The organism is Streptomyces sp. MMBL 11-1 (assembly GCF_028622875.1).
Taxonomy (GTDB): Bacteria; Actinomycetota; Actinomycetes; order Streptomycetales; family Streptomycetaceae; genus Streptomyces.
The window spans coordinates 5562699-5579757 of sequence record NZ_CP117709.1 but is presented as its reverse complement, the minus strand read 5'-3'; the positions used below and the strand labels follow the sequence as shown (position 1 = coordinate 5579757).

The 17059-nt window shown below is 71.4% G+C and carries 16 protein-coding genes and 1 riboswitch; of the genes, 8 read left to right on the top strand and 8 right to left on the bottom strand.

Going from position 1 to position 17059, the window contains the following annotated elements; translation table 11 throughout:
* The first annotated feature begins 446 nt into the window (after nucleotides 1-446).
* The 6 genes from PSQ21_RS25035 to PSQ21_RS25010 all read left to right on the top strand — a co-directional run bounded on the left by PSQ21_RS25035 (nucleotide 447) and on the right by PSQ21_RS25010 (nucleotide 8927).
* Nucleotides 447-1439: a helix-turn-helix transcriptional regulator gene (locus PSQ21_RS25035; protein ID WP_274033165.1), complete on the top strand. Its 993-nt coding sequence runs from the start codon at nucleotides 447-449 to the stop codon at nucleotides 1437-1439.
* Nucleotides 1440-1612: 173 nt separating this feature from the next.
* The gene (locus tag PSQ21_RS25030; protein ID WP_274033163.1) at nucleotides 1613-3838 is read left to right on the top strand and encodes a carbon starvation CstA family protein; all 2226 of its coding nucleotides are present in this window, start codon (nucleotides 1613-1615) and stop codon (nucleotides 3836-3838) included.
* On the top strand, nucleotides 3835-4038 hold the full coding sequence (locus PSQ21_RS25025) for a YbdD/YjiX family protein (RefSeq protein WP_274033161.1): 204 nt from the start codon (nucleotides 3835-3837) through the stop codon (nucleotides 4036-4038). The genes PSQ21_RS25030 and PSQ21_RS25025 overlap by 4 nt, the downstream gene beginning before the upstream one ends.
* A gap of 137 nt (nucleotides 4039-4175) precedes the next feature.
* The gene (locus PSQ21_RS25020) at nucleotides 4176-4895 is read left to right on the top strand and encodes a hypothetical protein (RefSeq protein WP_274033159.1); all 720 of its coding nucleotides are present in this window, start codon (nucleotides 4176-4178) and stop codon (nucleotides 4893-4895) included.
* Nucleotides 4896-5236: 341 nt separating this feature from the next.
* Nucleotides 5237-5360: riboswitch (cobalamin riboswitch) on the top strand.
* A 136-nt stretch (nucleotides 5361-5496) separates the two neighbouring features.
* Nucleotides 5497-7911 (top strand): ribonucleoside-diphosphate reductase subunit alpha, encoded by a 2415-nt coding sequence (locus PSQ21_RS25015; RefSeq protein ID WP_274033157.1) that lies wholly within the window; start codon nucleotides 5497-5499, stop codon nucleotides 7909-7911.
* On the top strand, nucleotides 7911-8927 hold the full coding sequence (locus PSQ21_RS25010) for a ribonucleotide-diphosphate reductase subunit beta (protein ID WP_274033156.1): 1017 nt from the start codon (nucleotides 7911-7913) through the stop codon (nucleotides 8925-8927). The genes PSQ21_RS25015 and PSQ21_RS25010 overlap by 1 nt, the downstream gene beginning before the upstream one ends.
* Nucleotides 8928-9116: 189 nt before the next feature.
* On the opposite strand, the gene PSQ21_RS25005 is transcribed toward PSQ21_RS25010, so the two are convergent.
* Nucleotides 9117-9332, bottom strand: a complete 216-nt coding sequence (locus tag PSQ21_RS25005) for a hypothetical protein (RefSeq protein ID WP_274033154.1) — start codon at nucleotides 9330-9332, stop codon at nucleotides 9117-9119.
* An 81-nt stretch (nucleotides 9333-9413) separates the two neighbouring features.
* Here PSQ21_RS25005 and PSQ21_RS25000 point away from each other — a divergent pair, with 81 nt between their 5' ends.
* Nucleotides 9414-10394, top strand: coding sequence for a GlxA family transcriptional regulator (locus tag PSQ21_RS25000; protein WP_274033152.1), 981 nt, complete (start codon nucleotides 9414-9416; stop codon nucleotides 10392-10394).
* 47 nt (nucleotides 10395-10441) lie between these two features.
* On the opposite strand, the gene PSQ21_RS24995 is transcribed toward PSQ21_RS25000, so the two are convergent.
* From PSQ21_RS24995 to PSQ21_RS24965, 7 genes are all read right to left on the bottom strand, one after another.
* On the bottom strand, nucleotides 10442-11179 hold the full coding sequence (locus tag PSQ21_RS24995) for a D-Ala-D-Ala carboxypeptidase family metallohydrolase (RefSeq protein WP_097866085.1): 738 nt from the start codon (nucleotides 11177-11179) through the stop codon (nucleotides 10442-10444).
* A 182-nt stretch (nucleotides 11180-11361) separates the two neighbouring features.
* Entirely contained in the window at nucleotides 11362-12000 is a 639-nt protein-coding gene (gene def / locus PSQ21_RS24990) for a peptide deformylase (RefSeq protein WP_274033151.1), read from the bottom strand.
* Nucleotides 12001-12120: 120 nt separating this feature from the next.
* Complete coding sequence (locus tag PSQ21_RS24985) at nucleotides 12121-13116, bottom strand: tetratricopeptide repeat protein (RefSeq protein WP_097866087.1); 996 nt, start codon at nucleotides 13114-13116, stop codon at nucleotides 12121-12123.
* A 297-nt stretch (nucleotides 13117-13413) separates the two neighbouring features.
* Nucleotides 13414-13734 carry a mycothiol system anti-sigma-R factor gene (gene rsrA, locus PSQ21_RS24980; RefSeq protein WP_274033150.1) on the bottom strand — a complete coding sequence of 107 codons (321 nt, stop codon included), beginning with the start codon at nucleotides 13732-13734 and terminating at the stop codon, nucleotides 13414-13416.
* On the bottom strand, nucleotides 13731-14387 hold the full coding sequence (locus PSQ21_RS24975; RefSeq protein ID WP_274033149.1) for a sigma-70 family RNA polymerase sigma factor: 657 nt from the start codon (nucleotides 14385-14387) through the stop codon (nucleotides 13731-13733). Before PSQ21_RS24975 ends, rsrA begins: the two co-directional genes overlap by 4 nt.
* Before the next feature lie 325 nt (nucleotides 14388-14712).
* The gene (locus PSQ21_RS24970; RefSeq protein ID WP_274033148.1) at nucleotides 14713-15354 is read right to left on the bottom strand and encodes an alpha/beta hydrolase family protein; all 642 of its coding nucleotides are present in this window, start codon (nucleotides 15352-15354) and stop codon (nucleotides 14713-14715) included.
* Between the two features lie 45 nt (nucleotides 15355-15399).
* Entirely contained in the window at nucleotides 15400-16215 is an 816-nt protein-coding gene (locus PSQ21_RS24965; RefSeq protein ID WP_274033147.1) for an SOS response-associated peptidase, read from the bottom strand.
* A 53-nt stretch (nucleotides 16216-16268) separates the two neighbouring features.
* On the opposite strand from PSQ21_RS24965, the gene PSQ21_RS24960 reads away from it, so the two are divergent.
* The gene (locus PSQ21_RS24960) at nucleotides 16269-16982 is read left to right on the top strand and encodes a M50 family metallopeptidase (protein ID WP_274033146.1); all 714 of its coding nucleotides are present in this window, start codon (nucleotides 16269-16271) and stop codon (nucleotides 16980-16982) included.
* Nucleotides 16983-17059 lie beyond the last annotated feature (77 nt).

The window sequence follows — 17059 nt, the reverse complement described above, 5'->3', positions numbered from 1 at the left end:
AGGGCGGCCGGCGAGGGGCGGCGGGTCGGAGAACGGAACGCGCGCATCGGGAACTCCTCGAAGATGTAGCGGTGTGTGAATGGCTTGTGACGGCCTGATCCTGTCCCCATCGCCTCCCCGGAAGCCACGGTCTCCGGGTGGCCGGGAGTTGCGGGGCAGCAGGGTGCCAGCTCCGAGGGCGGCCGGAAGGGCCCCGCTGCCTGGGACGATGCGGTGGTGGCAGGCAACTGCCAGACACCATGCGGCCATTCGCGGCGCAACCGGCACCCGCCCCGGCCGTCGCCCGCCTCGGCCTTTTTGGCCACGTGCGGCCTCTCGGGACCCATCCATCCCGTGGACCTGGTCTATACCTTCACAACACGTCGGCCCTACACTCGCGCCCGGTGCTGAAGTGGCGTCCCGTACGGGAGTGCGGGGACGGCGTGACATCTGCGGGGGAGCCAGAGATGTTAGAGGTACTGGGGCTGGAAGCACGGACGGAGCTGGTGTACCGGCTCGTTCTGGAGGAGCCGGAGCTGCGGCTGGACGAGATCGTGGCGCGGCTCGGGCGGAGCGAGGACGATGTGCGCCGGGCTCTCGACCAACTGGCCGAGCTGTGCCTGCTGGATGACGGCCCCCGCGGTACGGAGCAGGGCCCGCCGGTCTTCCGCGCGCTGGACCCGGCCGCCAGCCTGCCGTTTCTCCTCTCCCGCCGGGAAGCCGAACTGGCCCGGCAGCAACGGGGTCTTGAGATCGCGCGGGACGCAATGTCGGCGCTCACGACGGACCGGGGGCGGCGGGCGGGCGGCGGCTTCGACGTCATCAAACGGCTGGAGGGGCTCGACGCGGTACGGGAGCGGCTGACCGAACTGGCCGAGCTGGCCCGGACGGAGTGCCTCTCGCTGCTGCCCGGCGGCGCGCAGTCCCCGGACACGCTGGAGGCGAGCGGGCCGCTGGACCTGCGGGCGCTGGAGCGCGGCGTGCGGCTCCGCAGCATCTATCAGGACAGCTTCCGCAACGATCCTTCGACCCTGCGCTATGTGAACCGGCTGAGCCTGCTCGGCGCGGAGAGCCGTACGCTGCCCACCCTGCCGCTGGTCATGGTCGTGGTCGACGGGGAGGTGGCCCTGGTGCCGCTGGACCCCGACGACGGCCGGGCGGGCGCGCTGGAGTTGCGGAGCAAGGGGGCCGTGGCGGTGGCCCGGCTCCTGTTCGAGCAGCTGTGGGCCGCCGCCACCCCGCTCGGTTCCGCTCCCCGCCGCGACGGCAACGGGCTGACCCCGCAGGAGGACGAGCTGCTGTCCCTGCTCGCGAAGGGGCACACGGACGCGACGGCCGCCCGCAGGCTGGGGGTGTCCCTGCGCACGGTGCGCCGGATGAACGCGGAGCTGACGGCCCGGATGCAGGCCCGCAGCAGGTTCCAGGCGGGCGCGGAGGCGGCGCGCCGGGGCTGGGTCTGACGGCCGGAGCGCCGGCGTTCCCGGGTGAACCGAATCGCGTCGCCACCCGTGCCCCCGTGCGATACATCACCGTTGCCGGACCGCAATGCGGACAGGGGGTGACGCTGGGCGGACGCGTCCCTTAGATTTCCTGCCCACTGCACCGGTGATCAGCGAGGGGACGGAGTCACCACATGGCGGAATCACCCGCACCAGCACCATCGGCACCGCAGGCGCCGGGGAAACGGAGCCTCTCCCCCCGGTCCATCGTGGTCTGGAGCCTGGTCGCCCTGGTCGGCGCCATCGGCTGGGCCACCCTCGCGCTCTCGCGGGGCGAGGAGGTGTCCGCCGCCTGGATGCTGGCGGCGGCCCTCGGCTCGTACGCCATCGCGTACCGCTTCTACTCCCGGTTCATCGCCAACCGGGTCCTGAAGGCCGACAAGAACCGTGCGACCCCCGCCGAACGGCTGGACAACGGTGTCGACTTCCACCCCACCGACCGCCGGGTCCTGTTCGGCCACCACTTCGCCGCCATCGCCGGGGCGGGGCCCCTGGTCGGCCCGGTGCTCGCCGCGCAGATGGGTTATCTGCCCGGCACCATCTGGCTCGTCGTCGGCGTCATCTTCGCCGGCGCCGTCCAGGACATGGTGACGCTCTTCTTCTCCACCCGTCGCAACGGCCGTTCGCTCGGGCAGATGGCGCGCGACGAGATCGGACCGGTCGGCGGGATCGCCGCCCTGGTCGCGGTCTTCATCATCATGATCATCCTGCTCGCGGTCCTCGCGCTGGTCATCGTGAACGCGCTCGCGCACTCGCCGTGGGGCGTCTTCTCCATCGGCATGACGATCCCGATCGCCCTCTTCATGGGTGTCTACCTGCGCACTCTGCGGCCCGGCAGGGTCAGCGAGGTCTCCTTCATCGGCGTCGCGCTGCTGCTCCTCGCGATCGTCTCGGGCGGCTGGGTCGCCGAGTCGTCGTGGGCGGACTTCTTCACGCTGGAGCCGGGCACGCTGGTCATCTGGATGATCGTGTACGGGTTCTTCGCCTCCGTGCTCCCCGTGTGGCTGCTGCTGGCTCCGCGCGACTACCTCTCCACCTTCATGAAGGTCGGCACGATCGGGCTCCTGGCCCTGGGTGTGGTCGTCGCCCTGCCGACCCTGAAGATGCCCGCGGTCACCGACTTCGCCTCCAGCGGCTCGGGCCCGGTCTTCGCCGGCTCGATGTTCCCGTTCGTCTTCATCACCATCGCCTGCGGCGCGCTCTCCGGCTTCCACTCCCTGGTCTCCTCCGGCACCACGCCGAAGATGGTCCAGAAGGAGACGCAGATCCGGATGATCGGCTACGGCGCCATGCTGGTCGAGTCGTTCGTGGCGATCATGGCGATGATCGCCGCCTGCATCATCGACCCCGGCCTCTACTTCGCCATCAACGCACCCGCCGGCGTGATCGGCGACAGCGTCCAGTCCGCCTCCCAGGCCGTGGCCAACTTCGGCTTCACCATCACCCCGGACGCCCTGGCCCAGGCCGCCAAGGACGTCGAGGAGGCGAGCCTGCTCTCCCGGACCGGGGGCGCGCCCACGTTCGCGCTCGGCATGGCGGAGATCTTCTCCGCGGTGGTCGGCGGGACCGCGATGAAGGCGTTCTGGTACCACTTCGCCATCATGTTCGAGGCGCTCTTCATCCTCACCACCGTGGACGCCGGGACCCGGGTCGGACGCTTCATGCTCCAGGACATGCTGGGCAACGTCCACAAGCCGTTCCGTGAGGTGAGCTGGAAGCCGGGTGTCTGGTTCGCCAGCGCCGTCGTGGTCGGCGGCTGGGGCTACTTCCTCTGGGTCGGCGTGCACGACCCGCTGGGCGGCATCAACCAGCTCTTCCCGCTCTTCGGCATCGCCAACCAGTTGCTGGCCGCCGTCGCCCTGGCCGTCTGCACCACCCTGCTCGTCAAGTCCGGCCGCCTGAAGTGGGCGTGGGTCACCGCGGTCCCGCTCGCCTGGGACGTGGCGGTCACCCTCACCGCGAGCTGGCAGAAGATCTTCTCCGACGACGTCAAGATCGGCTTCTTCGCCCAGCGCGACAAGTACCAGGCGGGCATCGACGCGGGCGAGGTGCTGGCCCCCGCCAAGAGCATGGACGACATGCGGACCGTCGTCACCAACTCCACCGTCGACGGGGTGCTGAGCGCGCTCTTCGCGCTCCTCATCATCGTGGTGCTCGTGGACGCCGGGCGGGTCTGCTACAAGGCCATCCGCGACCCGGAGAGCGTCAAGCTCCACGAGGCGCCGTACGTCGAGTCCAAGCTCGTCGCCCCGGCCTCGCTCTTCGCGACCAAGGAGGAGAAGGCCGAACTCGCCTCCGCCGGCGTCGGCCCCGAGGGCGGCATCCGCAAGGAGGCGGCGGGGACGGGGAGCCGGACATGACGGTCGCGGACGTACGCCGGGTGGCTGCCCGGATCCGTTGGTACGTCCGTGAGCTGACCGGCGAGTCCACGTACGACCGCTATGTGGCGCACGCGAGGGCCCACGATCCGGACGCCCCGGTGATGGACCGTCGCGCCTTCGAACGCAGCCGCACGGACGCCCGCGAGGCGGACCCCCGCGAAGGCTTCCGCTGCTGCTGAACACCGCACCACCGGCGCACCGGGCCGCCGCACCCCTTCCAGAAGGTGCGGCGGCCCCTTTTCGCGCCCACGCGCGGGCCCGGGACCCGCTCGGTCTCCCGATGCGCGGAGACCTCACCGTACGAAAGGATGCGCCCATGACCTCGCACCCCCGGCTCCGGCCCGCGCTCACGGCCCTGGCACTGACACTCACCCTGGCCGCGACGGGCTGCGGCACCGAGGTGGCGTCCGACGCGCGGGCGACGGGGAGCGCCTCGGCGGCCCCGGTGCCCGACCGGGCGGAGCTGGAGGCGCGGGCCCTGGCCGTACAGACCGTCGCTGAGCATGTGTGGGTGACCGAGGTCCCGGGGTACACCCTGGCCCGCCAGTCGGTGGGGGTGATCGGCGACGACGGGTTCGGCAGCGTCTACACCACGCCCGACGGCGGGCAGCTCCACCTGCGGGTGGAACGCCGGGCCCACGCCGGGGCCGACTGCAGGAAGGACCCCGCGCCCGCCGGCGACGAGGGGCCCCTGGTGACGTGCGAGCGGGACGGCGGACAGTGGTACCGGGCCACGGAGTCGGGCCACGCCTACGCCCGGGAGAAGGGCGGACTCGTGGTCACCGTGAGCGGGGCGCGCGAAGAGGTGGACCGGGCGACCCTGCGGTCGGCGGCGCGGGCCGCCCACCGCGCCGACGACCACGAGCTGGACCAGGTCCTGCCGCCGGCCGGGGAGGCTCCCGGTCAACGGCCGGCCGGGGAGGTCCCCGGGGACCGGCCGGCCGGGGAGGCTCCCGGGGAGCAGCCGGTCGAGCGCGGCGACCTGCCGCCGGTGGGCGACGGCGCCCCCAACAACGATGTGGGAGCGAGCGGCTGACGGATCTGCCGGTCAGGGCGGGCGCGGGAGATGCCCTCGTGCGGACGCGCGCGTCGAGTGCGCCCGGTCCGCCGACGGCGTACGGGCGCCGGCGCCGCCGACACGGCCGGCCGTGCCCGGAGCCCATAGGATCTACCGTCGGCCCGGCTTCGCGCAGCCCCTAGGACGGTTCGCACAGCCCCTCGGACCGTTCGCGCGGCCCCTCGAAGGGGTCGGGGAACCGGTGCCGGGACCACGGCCCATGGCCTTCCGGCCGAAGCCGGGGGCGCCCGCCTGAGAGACGCCCTGAATCCCCGCGACACAACATGTGGGGGCCGCTTCATCCGGCGGCCCCCACATGTATGCTCGACCTCGCTGTCGCCGCAGGGGAATCCGGTGCGAATCCGGAACTGTCCCGCAACGGTGTGATCGGTGTGCTTTTGCGCACCCACAAGTCCGAAGACCTGTCGACAGCGCGTCCGGCTCGACCGAACCGGACGCCAGACGTCCGGGTCTCGCGGATAGGCCGGTGGACGCCGTCAGCCGTGCTGCCCTGCCCCGGGTCTCGCGCTGCCCGGCTCCCCTGCCTTCCGCCGGCCCCTGCCGAGCGAGGGAAAGCCCAGTGACCATCGCGCCCGCCGATCCGGTTTCAGCCACCGGATCCGCTGCCTCCACCACGTCCGGCGAAGGCACGAACGACGGACCCGGGACCGCCCTGCTGCGGACCCTGACCGACCTCACCGTCGATCTTCCCGACACCGACCCCGGCCGGGTCGCCGCCGCCGCGCTGCGCGGGCGCAACGCCCGTTCCGACGAGGCCGAGCTGCGCTCGCTGGCCACCGAGGCCGCCGCCGGGCTGATCTCCGAGGACCCGGCGTACTCCCGGCTGGCCGCCCGGCTGCTGACCCGCACGATCGCGGACGAGGCGGCGGGCCAGGGCGCGACGTCCTTCTCCGCCTCGGTCGCCGTGGGCCACCGCGAGGGCCTGATCGCGGAGCGCACCGCCGCGTTCGTCGCGCTCCACTCCGCCGCCCTCGACCGGCTGGTCGAGCAGGCCCTGGCGGACGCCGCCGACGACCGCTTCGGCTACTTCGGCCTGCGGACGCTGCACAGCCGCTACCTGCTGCGCCACCCGATCACCCGCCAGGTCATCGAGACCCCGCAGCACTTCATGCTGCGCGTGGCCGCCGGTCTCGCCGAGGACGACTCGGCGCGGGCGCTGGACGAGGTCGCCGCGCTGTACGGGCTGATGAGCCGGCTGGACTACCTCCCCTCCTCCCCCACGCTCTTCAACTCCGGCACCCGGCACCCGCAGATGTCCTCCTGCTATCTGCTGGACTCGCCGAAGGACGAGCTCGACTCGATCTACGACCGCTACCACCAGGTGGCGCGGCTCTCCAAGCACGCGGGCGGCATCGGTCTGTCGTACTCCCGCATCCGCGCACGGGGTTCGCTGATCCGGGGCACCAACGGGCACTCCAACGGCATCGTGCCGTTCCTCAAGACGCTGGACGCCTCCGTCGCGGCGGTGAACCAGGGCGGCCGGCGCAAGGGCGCGGCGGCGGTCTACTTGGAGACCTGGCACGCGGACATCGAGGAGTTCCTGGAGCTCCGCGACAACACGGGCGAGGACCAGCGGCGTACGCACAACCTCAACCTGGCGCACTGGATCCCGGACGAGTTCATGCGCCGGGTCGACGCGGACACCGAGTGGTCGCTGTTCTCCCCGGCCGACGTGCCCGAGCTGGTCGACCTGTGGGGCGACGCGTTCGACGCGGCCTACCGGGCGGCCGAGGCCAAGGGCCTGGCCCGCAGGACGATCCCCGCGCGTGAGCTGTACGGCCGGATGATGCGGACGCTCGCGCAGACCGGCCAGGGCTGGATGACGTTCAAGGACGCCTCCAACCGGACCGCGAACCAGACCGCCGAGCCGGGCCGGGTCGTCCACTCCTCGAACCTGTGCACCGAGATCCTCGAAGTCACCGACGACGGCGAGACGGCCGTCTGCAACCTGGGCTCGGTCAACCTCGGCGCGTTCGTGGCGGACGGCTCGATCGACTGGGACCGCCTGGACGCCACGGTCCGCACCGCCGTGACCTTCCTGGACCGGGTCGTCGACATCAACTTCTACCCGACCGAGCAGGCCGGGCGCTCCAACTCCCGCTGGCGGCCGGTGGGCCTGGGCGCGATGGGCCTCCAGGACGTCTTCTTCCAGCTGCGGCTGCCGTTCGACTCCCCCGGGGCCCGCGCGCTCTCCACGAAGATCTCCGAGCGGATCATGCTGGCCGCGTACGAGGCGTCCTGCGACCTCGCCGAGCGCTCCGGCCCCCTGCCCGCCTGGTCCGAGACCCGGGCCGCGCGCGGGGTGCTGCACCCCGACCACTACGACACCGAGCTGAACTGGCCGGAGCGCTGGGACGCGCTGCGCGCCCGGGTCGCGAAGACCGGGATGCGCAACTCGCTGCTGCTGGCCATCGCGCCGACCGCCACGATCGCCTCGATCGCCGGGGTGTACGAGTGCATCGAGCCGCAGGTGTCCAACCTGTTCAAGCGTGAGACGCTCAGCGGTGAGTTCCTCCAGGTCAACGCCTACCTGGTGGACGAGCTGAAGCGGCTCGGCGTGTGGGACGCCCGCACCCGCGAGGCGCTGCGCGAGGCGAGCGGCTCCGTGCAGGGCTTCGCCTGGATCCCCGACGACGTGCGGGCGCTGTACCGCACCGCGTGGGAGATCCCGCAGCGCGGCCTGATCGACATGGCGGCGGCCCGTACGCCGTTCCTCGACCAGAGCCAGTCGCTCAACCTGTTCCTGGAGACGCCGACGATCGGCAAACTCTCCTCGATGTACGCGTACGCCTGGAAGCAGGGGCTGAAGACGACGTACTACCTGCGTTCGCGTCCGGCGACCCGGATCGCCCGTGCCGCGTCCGGCCGGGCGTCGGCCGCCGCCCCCGTTCCCGTACAGCAGGCGTCGGCTCCCGACGCGGACGCCATCGCCTGCTCCCTGGAAAACCCCGAGTCCTGCGAGGCCTGCCAGTAATGAGCACCAACGACGACAAGAACCTGCTCGACCCGGGCTTCGAGCTGACCCTGCGTCCCATGCGCTACCCGGACTTCTACGAGCGCTACCGGGACGCGATCAAGAACACCTGGACCGTGGAGGAGGTCGACCTCCACTCGGACGTCTCCGACCTCGCCAAGCTGTCGCCGGGTGAGCAGCACATGATCGGCCGGCTGGTGGCGTTCTTCGCGACCGGTGACTCGATCGTCTCCAACAACCTCGTGCTGACGCTGTACAAGCACATCAACTCCCCCGAGGCGCGGCTGTACCTGTCGCGGCAGCTCTTCGAGGAGGCCGTGCACGTCCAGTTCTATCTGACGCTGCTGGACACCTACCTGCCCGACCCGGACGACCGGGCGGCGGCGTTCGACGCGGTCGAGGAGATCCCCTCGATCCGGGAGAAGGCGCAGTTCTGCTTCAGGTGGATGGACTCGGTCGAGAAGATCGAGCGGCTGGAGACGAAGGCGGACCGCCGCCGCTTCCTGCTGAACCTGATCTGCTTCGCGGCGTGCATCGAGGGGCTGTTCTTCTACGGCGCCTTCGCGTACGTGTACTGGTTCCGTTCGCGGGGCCTGCTGCACGGTCTCGCCACGGGCACCAACTGGGTGTTCCGTGACGAGACGATGCACATGAACTTCGCGTTCGAGGTCGTGGACACCGTCCGCAAGGAGGAGCCGGACCTCTTCGACGACGCGCTCCAGCAGCAGGTCACCGACATGCTGAGGGAAGCGGTGGAGGCGGAGCTGCAGTTCGGCCGCGACCTGTGCGGCGAGGGCCTGCCGGGCATGAACACCGAGTCGATGCGCCAGTACCTGGAGTGCGTCGCCGACCAGCGGCTCGCCCGCCTCGGCTTCCCGACGGTGTACGGCTCGGAGAACCCGTTCTCCTTCATGGAGCTCCAGGGCGTCCAGGAGCTGACGAACTTCTTCGAGCGCCGCCCGTCCGCCTATCAGGTGGCCGTGGAGGGCTCGGTCGGCTTCGACGACGACTTCTAGGGCGTGTTTCGAAAGTATCGTCGTCCGCCCGGAGGGCGGGCTCGGCGGCGTCTGGTGCGTGCGATCGCAAGGCGGAGGGTCACCCCGATACTGGATGTATCGGGGCGATCCCGACAACGCGGCGAGCGTGCGTGCCAGGCGTCGCCGAGCAGGCGAGACTTTCGAAACACGCCCTAGGACGCGGGGCCCTCAGACCCTCGCCCCGTTCCCGAGGCAGGGGCGCCGCGTGGCCGTCACCGGTCGCGCGGCGCTCCGCGTCTCCGGGGGTCCGGCTTCCCGCCGCCCTCGTTCCGCCTCCCGCAGCTGGCGGTCGATACGGCGATCGCGGGCGACGCCGAGGGCCACAGGTGCGAGGACGAAGGCGAAAAGTGCCGCTACGACCAGGTAGTTCAGGAATGTGTTCATGCCTCTACTCTGGCCCGCCGGGACGAGAAACATCAGTGGCAGGACTGCCATGCGGCATCAAATAGCTGCCACACTCGCTCCATGCTGACCAATGTCGCCGCCCTCCTCCTCGACGAGGTCCACCCCTTCGAACTCGGTGTCCTGTGCGAGGTCTTCGGCCTGGACCGCAGCGACGAGAGCCTGCCGGCGCACGATTTCGCGGTCGTGTCCGCCGAGGGCCCCGTCCTGAACACGCACGCGGGATTCACCATCACCACGCCGCACGGCCTGGAGCGGCTGGAGGAGGCCGACCTCATCGCCGTGCCGGCGGGGAGCGACTTCATGCGGCGGGAGTATCCCGAGGAGGTCCTCGACGCACTGCGCCGGGCCGTGGAGCGCGGCTCGCGGGTGCTGAGCGTCTGCTCGGGGGCGTACGTCCTCGGCGCGGCCGGGCTGCTGGACGGCCGCCGCTGCACCACCCACTGGCGGCACGCGGCGGAGCTGTCGCGGCGCTTCCCGAAGGCGATCGTCGAGCCGGACGTGCTGTACGTGGACGAGGGCCAGGTGATCAGTTCGGCGGGCACCGCCGCCGGGATCGACGCGTGTCTGCACCTGATCCGGCAGGAGTACGGCCAGGAGGCGGCCAACACCCTCGCCCGGCGCATGGTGGTGCCGCCGCACCGGGACGGCGGGCAGGCGCAGTACATCAGCCGCCCGCTGCCCCGGAGCGCCTGCGACACGGTCGGCTCGACCCTGGCCTGGATGGAGGCGCACCTCGACCAGGAGATGACCGTGGAGCAGCTGGCGGCGCTGGCGCACATGTCGCCGCGCACCTTCGCCCGGCGGTTCCAGCAGGAGACCGGGACCACGCCCTACCGCTGGCTGCTGCGGCAGCGGGTGCTGGTGGCCCAGCATCTGCTGGAGACGTCCGACCTGACGATCGACACGATCGCGGGGCGGACGGGCTTCGGTACGGCGGCGACCCTGCGACACCAGTTCGTGCGGTCACTGGGCACCACGCCGAACGCCTACCGCCGCACCTTCCGGGGCCCGTCGGCCACCACCGTGCCCGACGTCGCCTGAGCGCCGCCGGGCACGGAGGGGGGTCCTACGGTGGTGGTACGGGGAGGTCAGATACCGCAGCTGGGCGCCGACCAGAAGCGGTTGGGGCCCGCGTTGACGTGCACGTGGTCGTTGTGGCCGCTGTAGCCCGGGCCGAGGATTCCCCGAAAGCCGTGGTAGCGGGCCTGCTTGGCCAGCGTGCACAGCGAGTGCGGGGAGGCGCCGAGGTCGACCGCGTCGCCGTACATATGACGGCTGTTGGAGGCTCCGCCCACGGCCGCGTTGCAGGAGACGGAGCGGAAGCCGCTGGTGACCCGGATGGACTGGTCACCCAGCGCGTGGCGCAGCGCCTCCAGCTTCCACATGCTGCTCAGCGCGTTGGCCTTGGCCGTGCCCGCCGAGACCTTCCCGCCGGCCCAGGTGCTGTTGCACTTGTTCAGCTCGGGGTACGTGAAGTGGATCGGCGTGCAGTCGTTGTCCTGGAGCGCGTAGAGCTTGGACTGGGTGGCCGGCCCGGCGATCCCGTCGGCGGCCAGGCCGTAGGCCGCCTGGAACCGCTTGACGGCGGCGGTGGTGGCGGGGCCGTAGGAGCCGTCGATGGCGAGCACCGTGTTGTAGCCCGGGTAGCCGGCCACCCTGATCTGGAGCTGGGTGACATCGTTGCCGGTGGCGCCGGCCTTCAGGGTGCGGGTCCAGGTGTAGCAGCCGTCGGCCTGCGCGGTGCCGGCGGTCAGCACCGCACCGCCCAAAGCGAAGGTAATGGTCATGACAAGTCCGAGCAGAACGCGTGCGGTGCGTCTCAGCACAGGGGCCTCCCTCTGAACGTCCGGTCGATGTGCACGCGAGCCTGGCCCAGTTAGCTACGCGCGTCAACTCCCCCTGGGGAAACTGCAGTTATCTGCCAGGGATACATCGAGAACAGGCAGGGACCCGGCACCGGCGAACCGGTACCGGGTCCCTGCGGGGGCCTCCCGGCGGGCGGGCGGCCTCAGTCGTTCGGGACGACCTCGTAGCGCGGAGTGCCCTCGTCCATCTGCCGCAGCGCGTCCTTGCGCTCCCGCTTGGAGAGCCGGTCGATGTACAGATAGCCGTACAGGTGGTCCGTCTCGTGCTGGAGGCACCGCGCGAAGTAGCCGCTGCCCCGCACCTTGACCGGGTTGCCCTGCGCGTCCTGACCGCGCACCACCGCGTAGTCGGGGCGGGCGAGCGAGGCGTACGCGGTCGGGACCGAGAGACAGCCCTCGTTGGAGTCGTCCAGCACCCGCGCCTCGGGCGCCAGCTCCTCCAGGACCGGGTTGCAGATGACGCCGGTGTGGCGCACCCCGTCGTCGTCGGGGCAGTCGTAGACGAAGACCTTCAGGTCCACGCCGATCTGGTTGGCGGCCAGACCGACGCCCTCGGCCGTCTTCTGGCTGGCGAACATGTCGTCGATCAGCCGCGCCAGCTCGTCGTCGAAGGCGGTGACGTCCTTGCACTCCTTGTGCAGCACCGGGTTGCCCACGACCGTGATCGGACGAGAGGTGCCGCGCGCGCGGTAGGCCGCCTCGCGCTCCTCGCAGTCCTCCGTGTCGACGAGGAACCCCTCGTCGTCCACGCCGATCCGCCCGTCCGTCTCCTGCTGCGACATGTCCGCCGTACGCCTTCCTGCGAAACCTGAACTCGGTGACCCCGCCGCATCCCGTCAGAGCACGGGAACCGCGAGTGGAACAGCACCGCGATCGGTGCGCGTACAGCCTACGGGCACCGATCAGCAGACTTCTTCGAGATCCCGCCACTCACGGCTGTCCGGGCTGTCGGCGACCCAGCCGTCCAGCAGCCCGCGCACCAGCCCGGCCGGCGCCGCGAGACCGCATTCGCGCTCCGGGACCCACAGGTCTCCGGCGCCCGCCGTGCGGTGGCCCAGCGGCCCGGGGTGGCCCGGCTCACTGTGATCGTGCGGGTCCAGGTGCTCCCCGTCGCCCTCGTCGCTCTCCATCCGGCTCTCCGAGCAGGCCCGGCACAGCAGCCGGACGGAGGAGGACCAGTCCTCGGCGGCGAACCCGGCGTCCGAGGCCAGCTTCTCCAGCGCGTCCCGGTCGTCCTCGGTCGCCGCCTCCAGCAGCACCACCCAGGTCGGCACCGGCGAGGGGGCCCACAGCTCGATCTCGTCGAACACCGGATACGAGGGACCGGCCGCGGTGACCCGCTCGCCGTTGGGCACCCCGTCGTGCAGGACGACCTCGCCCCAGCGCCGTCCCGAGGACGGCAGCGGGATCGAGAGCACCTCGATCCGGGCCGGGTCGAGCCGGCGGCCCCAGACCACCTCGGCCTCACCCTCCGGCGAGAGCCGCACGGCGGCGCTGCCCAGCTCCATACCGGTCGGCTCGGTGGTGGCCGCGCTGTGCTGACCGCCGCCGGGGACCTTCAGTCCGTACGCCTGCCAGGCCCGCCGCGCCAGCGGCCAGTCCTGGAGGGCGGTGGCCGCGATCCCGACGTTCCACCAGTCCGGGGCGCCCGACTCCCGGTCGAGCAGCGCGACGGCCCGCAGCCCCGCCGCCCTCGCCTGCTCCCAGTCGTGCCGGAACTTGTGCAGCAGCGCCAGATTGAACCAGGACTCCGAGAGCCAGGGCTCCAGATCCACCGCGCGCGTCAGCAGCGCCCCCGCGTCCTCGTACCGGCCGTCGCCGATCAGCGTGAACGCGCGGTCCGTGGCCTGCCGCCAAGAGGCGGACGGCCGATGCCGTACCTTCCCGAAGATCCTCACGATTCCCGCCTGTCCCGACTGGACGCCCTCGTCTTCCGCTCTGCTTTCGCATCCAACCATGCCCGGCCGGACGCCCGCTCATTACCCATCGGTTACCCAGCGGCGGCCGGTGTCAGACCGCCCGCGCCAGGACTCGTCCCGGCGCTTCCCCCACCGGCGGCCGGTGCCCGGGCCGGGCGCCGGGCCCGAGCGGCTCCAGCGCGGCCCCGGACATGCGTGGGCCGCCGTGCCCCGGTCGATCGGGTCACAGCGGCCGTCCCGCGGACCTCGGGGATCCGGCGGAGCATCTGCGGGTGACTACTCGGCGGCGGTCGTCGGCCGGCCGGTGTCCTGCGCGGTCAGATCCCGCTCGGGCACGGTCTCGCCGGCCCGGATCAGGTCGATCCGGCCCATCACCTTGGAGCGCAGGTCGGTCGGGACGTCGTCCTGCCCGCAGCAGCGCTTGACCAGCTTCTTCACGGCCTGTTCGAGGCCGTACTTCTCCAGGCACGGGGAGCACTCCTCGAAGTGCACCTCGAACTTGGTGCAGTCGCCCTCGGGCATCTCCCGGTCGAGAAACTCGTAGAGATGGTCGAGGACCTCCGAGCAATCCGTCTCGTGCGGCTCTCCGCAGCTCATGAGGCCGAGCCCTTCCGATCGTCCGAGCCACCGGCGCCGGCCGCGACGAGCCCGCGCTCACGGGCGTAGTCCTCCAGCATGCCGCGCAGCTGGCGGCGGCCGCGGTGCAGCCGGGACATCACCGTACCGATGGGAGTCCCCATGATGTCCGCGATCTCCTTGTAGGCAAAGCCCTCGACATCGGCGAGATACACGGCGATGCGGAACTCCTCGGGGATCGCCTGGAGCGCCGACTTCACGTCGGAGTCCGGGAGATGGTCGAGCGCCTGGGACTCCGCCGAGCGCAGGCCGGTCGACATGTGCGACTCGGCCCGTGCCAGCTGCCAGTCCTCGATCTCCTCGGCGGCGCTGCGCTGGGGCTCCCGCTGCTTCTTGCGGTACGAGTTGATGAAGGTGTTGGTCAGAATGCGGTACATCCACGCCTTGAGGTTCGTCCCCTCACGGAACTGGTGGAAGGAGCCGTACGCCTTCGCGTAGGTCTCCTGGACCAGGTCCTCGGCATCGGCCGGGTTACGCGTCATGCGCAGCGCGGCCGAGTACATCTGGTCGAGAAAACCGAGGGCGTCCCGCTCGAAGCGCGCGTTGCGCTCGGCGGACGTCTCCGGTGCACGGCCGTCGTCGGTCCCTGTGTCGGTCCCAGTGACCGGACCCACCTCCTCCAACGATCTGGCGGAGCCGAAACCGGACCCGCTCGCATCGGAGAATAGTCGACCTTGCTTCGGGACGGGCTGTCGATCAGCGCCCCCCTGCGGCCGCTCGTGGCTGGTCCTCGCCGCGGGCAGCACGGTCCACTCCAGGTCAGCGGCGTTCGAGCGGCTGGGGCAGATGGTCGAACCCATGCGACGGACTCCCTCTCCACGTTGTTCGGGGTACCACGTATGTCTGTACCGACGTCCCGAACAACAGCGCCCCCGGGCGGCGCATTCCCGGGGCCCGCGCCACGCGCGTGAGGCCCGGGTCACCCCGGGGCGGACCCGGTCAGCCGAGTGACGCGATCCACCCGGCCACCGCGTCGGTGAGGACGCGCATCGTCTGCTCCTCGGTCACCCCGGACCTCTTCGGCACCGCGAACCCGTGGTCGCCGTGGGGCACTTCGGCCAGCTCGTAGGAGCCGGGCGGGAACTCGCCGGGACGGCCGAACGGATCGTTGCCGCCCTGCACCACCAGGGTGGGCACTCCGGCGCCGAGCAGTTCGGCGGCGCGGGACTTCTCGGGCCTGCCCGGGGGATGCAGCGGGAAGCCGAGCGCGAGGACGGCGGCCGCGCCCAGCTCCGTCGCCGTACGGCAGGCGACCCGGGCCCCGGCGCTGCGGCCCCCGGAGACGACGGGAAGTCCGGGAGCCGTCAGGGCGGGCCACAGGCCGCGCCAGCCGGTGTCCAGGGTCTTCGGGGCGGGGGCCACCTTCTTGCCGGCCACCCGCCAGGGCTGCTCCACCAGGGCGACGGTGACACCGTGCCCGGGCAGCGTCGCGGCCAGGGCCCGCAGATCGCGGGCCTCGATGCCGCCGCCCGCCCCGTGGCTCACGGCCAGGACGAGGCGGGGCGCGGGCGAGGGCACCCAGGTGATCCGGGCCTCACCGGCGTCGGTGGCGACGTTCTGCGTACGTGGTTGACGGCTCACCGCCCCATCCTCTCCCGCGCGCCGTCCGGATCCCGGCCACGCCGCTCAGAACAGGGTCGACTCCTCCGGCGCGGCCAGCTCCTCCAGCAGTCCGGGCCCGTTGTTGCGGACGTTGCTGACGGTGGTGGCGACCGGATAGGCGCGCATCAGCCCGCCGGGCGGCGGATCGAGCAGCGCGCGCAGCTCCTCGACGTCCGTGTGCGTGGGGTCCAGCCAGGTGTCCCAGCGGTCGGGGGTGAGCATCAGCGGCATCCGGGGGTGGATGTCGGCGAGCGCGCCCGGCCCCTCGGCCGGGGCGACGGCCAGCGGTGTGGTCTCCGCCTCGGTGGTGATCACCGAGCAGGTCACCCACCAGGCGTTCTCGTGGTCGCCGGGCAGGGTCGCGTCGCGCCAGAACTCGTACAGCCCGGCCATCGCGAAGACCGACCCGTCGGCCGGGGTCACGAAGTACGGCTGCTTGCGGGCCCGCTTCTTGCCCTTCTTCTCCTCCAGCCGCCGTTCCTCCGGGCCGGTGACCCACTCGTAGTAGCCGTCGGCGGGGAGGACGCAGCGGCGCTGGGCGAAGGCGCGGCGGAAGGAGGGCTTCTCGTGCACGGTCTCCGCGCGGGCGTTGATCATCCGGGCGGCGCCCTCGGGCGTCTTCGACCAGGACGGTACGAGTCCCCATTTCAGGGCACGCAGCTGGCGAACCGGACGCTGGTCGTCGGCGTCCTTAACAGGACGCTCCAGAACCGCGTAGACCTCCTTGGTCGGCGCCACGTTCCAGTCCGGCTCCAGGGCCTCGGTGGGTTCCCACTTCTCGACGTCGAAGAGTCCGGTCAGGTCCTCGGGCTTCCGACTCGCTGCAAACCGTCCGCACATAAGTGCCAGACTGCCACGACCGCCCGCCCCGACCGCAAGGAGCCGCCCGGCCGATGAACAGCACCGAATTGGGCGATCTGTGGGATCGCGTCACCGGAACCCAGTCCGCTCCCGAGCAGTGGCTGGTGGTGGTGACGGCCACCCTGGCGCTCGTCGCCGTCGTGCCCGACCCGATATGGCGGCTCGCGCGCAACACCATCACCATCGCGCACGAGGGCGGCCACGGCCTGGTCGCCCTGCTCACCGGGCGGCAGCTCTCGGGTATCCGGCTGCACTCGGACACCAGCGGACTGACCGTGAGCCGCGGGAAGCCGACGGGCATCGGCATGATCCTCACGGCGGCGGCGGGCTACACGGCCCCCTCACTGCTGGGCCTGGGCGGCGCCTGGCTGCTGAGTGACGGCAGGATCACCCTGCTGTTGTGGGTGGCGACGGCGCTGCTCGCGGTGATGCTGGTGATGATCCGCAACGTGTACGGGGCCCTCACCGTCATCCTGACCGGCACCGCCTTCCTGCTGGTGTCCTGGCTGGCCTCGTCGGACGTCCAGTCGGCGTTCGCGTACGCGGTGGTGTGGTTCCTGCTGCTGGGCGGCGTGCGGCCGCCGTTCGAGCTCCAGTCCAAGCGGCGCCACGGAGGCGCCCCGGACTCCGACGCGGACCAGCTGGCCCGGCTGACCCACGCCCCGGCCGTGCTGTGGCTGTTCCTCTTCCACGCGGTGTCGCTGTGCTCGCTGATCGGCGGCGGGCGATGGCTGCTGGGGCGGTAGAGGCCGGGACGGCCCGCACCGGTCCGTAGCACTCCTTCCTTACGGGCCGGTTTCCGCCCTTTTGGTCAGGATCCAGG